This is a genomic window from Helicobacter sp. UBA3407 (genome assembly GCF_949747025.1).
GTDB lineage: Bacteria > Campylobacterota > Campylobacteria > Campylobacterales > Helicobacteraceae > Helicobacter_D > Helicobacter_D ganmani.
Genome location: NZ_CATKCB010000059.1, coordinates 1 through 3239, shown reverse-complemented (window position 1 = coordinate 3239; position 3239 = coordinate 1). Strand labels below are relative to the sequence as shown.

3 protein-coding genes and 1 pseudogene are annotated in these 3239 nt (G+C 36.7%); all 4 read right to left on the bottom strand.

Features of this window, described 5'->3' with window-relative positions:
- Positions 1-1811 (bottom strand): STT3 domain-containing protein (locus tag Q1553_RS01140; protein WP_300842687.1); only part of this gene is annotated, 1811 nt, incomplete at its 3' end.
- A 173-nt stretch (positions 1812-1984) separates the two neighbouring features.
- Positions 1985-2374 carry a 30S ribosomal protein S9 gene (gene rpsI, locus Q1553_RS01135; RefSeq protein WP_115552023.1) on the bottom strand — a complete coding sequence of 130 codons (390 nt, stop codon included), beginning with the start codon at positions 2372-2374 and terminating at the stop codon, positions 1985-1987.
- 10 nt (positions 2375-2384) lie between these two features.
- Positions 2385-2813: a 50S ribosomal protein L13 gene (gene rplM, locus Q1553_RS01130; protein ID WP_115552024.1), complete on the bottom strand. Its 429-nt coding sequence runs from the start codon at positions 2811-2813 to the stop codon at positions 2385-2387.
- Positions 2814-2983: 170 nt separating this feature from the next.
- Positions 2984-3239, bottom strand: a pseudogene (locus tag Q1553_RS01125) (SAM-dependent methyltransferase); the annotation flags it as partial.

Sequence of the window (3239 nt, the reverse complement as noted above, 5' to 3'; positions counted from 1 at the left end):
GAAAGAATTTCAAAGATTTGATTCCATTGTTTTGGAGGAAGAGTTTGCATAGCCTGCGCAATCTCTAGCGAGAAGTTATAAAACAATGTCAAGGAGGGGCTAAGCAAAATTTTAGCGATTGGGAAATTTGCTGCTCCCGAATGTCTCGCGCCATCAAGCAATACTTGCGCCTTTGTAAAATATCTTAGCGCATATCCATAATCCCACCACGACAAAAGAATATCTTGCGAATGGAGTTTAAAATCCAAATCTTTAAAGGCTTGAACCTCGGCATTTTTTAGAATTGGAGGCGGAATTTGATAGTGTAAATTTGCAACCCACAGCGCGATAACTGCACTGCTAGCAAGCAAAATAATAGCAAAAAACTTCCTTAAAAGATTCAAAACAACCAGACTCACAAAAGCAATCCCAAAAGCAATCACAGGTGTCATAAAAAAACTAAACCGCATACCCAGCCAAACAGACGCCACTCCCAAAAATGCAAAGGGCAGAAGAAAAACAAAAATCAACAGGAGGGCTTGAGGGCGCGAAAGATTCGTTAAAGATTTGGATTCTTGAAAATCTTGCGCGCAAGAAGAGCAAGAATATGGGAGCTTAAAAAGAGATTCCAAAAATCCGCTATATTTCAAACTCGCCACCCAAAAGCCAAAAGTCATAACGCCAAAGGCTACAAAGCCAAGAAATGCAAGACAAAAAAGCGCAAGACCACCACTGCGTGCAAAGAGCGCGGAAAAGCTTGTGGGCATTGTCTCTAGGATTCCATTCACAACAGACGCATAAACATAGGCATTTGCGTGCTGTGTCGCTCCAAAAATATAGGCATTAATCTGCGCAAGAAGCGGATTTAAAGCTCCAAAAAAAATTGCATACCCCAAACTAAAAATAAGCCAAACAGACATCTTTTGAGGCAATTTTGCGATTCCAAACAAAAGCAAAACTAATGCCAAAAAACAAAAGGACGAGGGCGTAAGAATAATCAAAAAAACCGCAATGAATGCGAGGATTTTGCGAGAAATTACGCGCACCTTTAAGAATTGTATTCCCTCTAGCAGAACAAAAAGTGCGAATCCCAAAAGTAGCAGATTTTGGATTCCATTATGCCACGCAATGGCTAAATAACCAGAGATTCCAAAAAGTGCGAGGGATTTTAAGCATAAATCCCTGCGCGTTAAGAATCGTAATAAAAAAATAAAAGTAAGTAGAGGCAAAGTCAGCAACAACATATCTGTATCAAAATACCCAGCTCCCACACGCTGATAAAAACTAGGCAAAAGAATTGCAATCAAGCTTGCGACAAAAGCCAAAAACTGCAAACATAATGGGAAAGTATTGAATAGTAAAGATTCCGCATTGGGCTGATTTAATCCCCGCAAAATTTGCAAGAGATTCCATACAACTTGCTTAAGAATCTGATAAATCAAAAGATAGAGCATAACTGCTGTGCTTGCGCTCAAAAAAACGCTACTCCAAGTCAGAGCAAACTCCAAACTCGTCCATTTTGCTAAAATTCCACCAAGAAGTGCAAGAAAATGCAAGGAGGATAATGTGTTCAAGATTTCTTTCCATTCCGAACTTCCATTAAGCAAAGCAAGAAAATCCCGCGCGCCTTTTGCGTAATAGTAGGCGTCCATTGAAGTAAGAATCAATGCCCCCTCAAAAAAATTTTGAGGGGATTGCAAACGCAAAAAATCAAGAAAATGGAACCCCAAATGAATGCAACATAATGCCAAAATGAAAAATAGATGAAAAAATAAAACGGCATTCCATTGTGGATTTTGAAAATTCAAAATATACTTGATAGCTTTTAGCATTGAAGTTTCTTTATAAGAAATTCATAAAAACATATTTAGGTCTATGGGTTTTCCTTTTTGGAACACAAACCTTTGCTTTTCTCCACAAAAGAAACACCAAACCAAACTTTGAAGAAATAAAAAGGAAAAACCCTCCAAAAATTCCAAAAAGAATTGTTGGAATGGAATTTTGATTATCTTTTTGAAAATTGCGGGCTTCTTCTTGCTTTGCGCTTTCCGTATTTTTTACGCTCTACTACCCTAGAATCACGCGTCAATAAACCTTTAGGTTTTAAAATAGCTCTAAAATTAACATCATAAAGTGCTAAAGCCTTAGAAATCCCGTGCCTTAGTGCTTCTGCTTGCGCAGAGTAACCGCTACCAAATGCGACCGCAACAATATCCACACTTTTTTCTTGTTTTGTTAAAAGCAAAGGCTGCATTACTTTCATTTTGATTGCTTCATGACCACCCAACCAATCATTAAGATTTGTTTCATTAATGCTTAATTTTCCACTTCCGGGAGTTAGCCATACTTTTGCAATCGCCGTTTTTCTTTTTCCTGTTGCATAAATTTTTGCCATTTGTTAATCCTTATTTTGATTCTTTGGAAACTTGTGCGCTATGAGGATGAGTTGCATCACAATAGACTTTTAACTTTTTAATCATCATACGACCCAATTTCGTTTTAGGAAGCATACCACGAACAGCCAACTTATAGAGTTTCTCTGGGTGTTTCTCTAGCATTTCTTGCAGTGTTTTTGACTTCGTGCTACCAAAATATCCTGAATGCGTAAAATATTCTTTGTCCTCTAGTTTCATTCCGCTAAATTTTACTTTTGGCGCATTGATAACAACAACAAAATCACCGCAATCTACATTTGGTGTATAACTTGGTTTATGTTTGCCTCTTAAAAGTGTGGCAATTTCGGTGATGAGGCGACCAAATGTTTTACCCTCCGCATCTAAAACAATCCAATCACGTTTAATTTCGTTGGCTTTTGCCATTTTGGTAATTTTCATAACTTTACCTTTCATAATAATTTGCTTCTTACAATCCAAAATATTACTTTTGGAATAAATTTGCAATTATAGCGCATTACTATAAATATTTACTTAAATTAAGTTATATTTTATATAAATTGGAGATTTTATTGAATCTTTAAGATTCCAAAATGTAGAGGGGGTAAAGGTTATTTTCTACAATAATACACAAATGCGGGAGGAAAATTATTCCATACGATTTTGGATTTTTTAATTTCACTAAACATTTTATCTCCATAGATTCTTTTTCGGAATCTCTTTGCACCTAATGTAGGCAGAATATAAGCAAAGGTAGCAAAATATCCCCCTGGACTTAGTGTATTGTAAATGTTTTCTAAAATACATTTTTGTGTCGCTTGGCTTAAAAGTGCCCAAGGAATCCCGGACACAATCACATCAACAGAG

What these genes read in the sequence shown, in the direction of transcription:
- rpsI (WP_115552023.1), bottom strand. Translation starts at nt 2,374, where the DNA reads ATGGCAAAAATTTATGCAACAGGAAAAAGAAAAACGGCGATTGCAAAA.
- rplM (WP_115552024.1), bottom strand. Translation starts at nt 2,813, where the DNA reads ATGAAAATTACCAAAATGGCAAAAGCCAACGAAATTAAACGTGATTGG.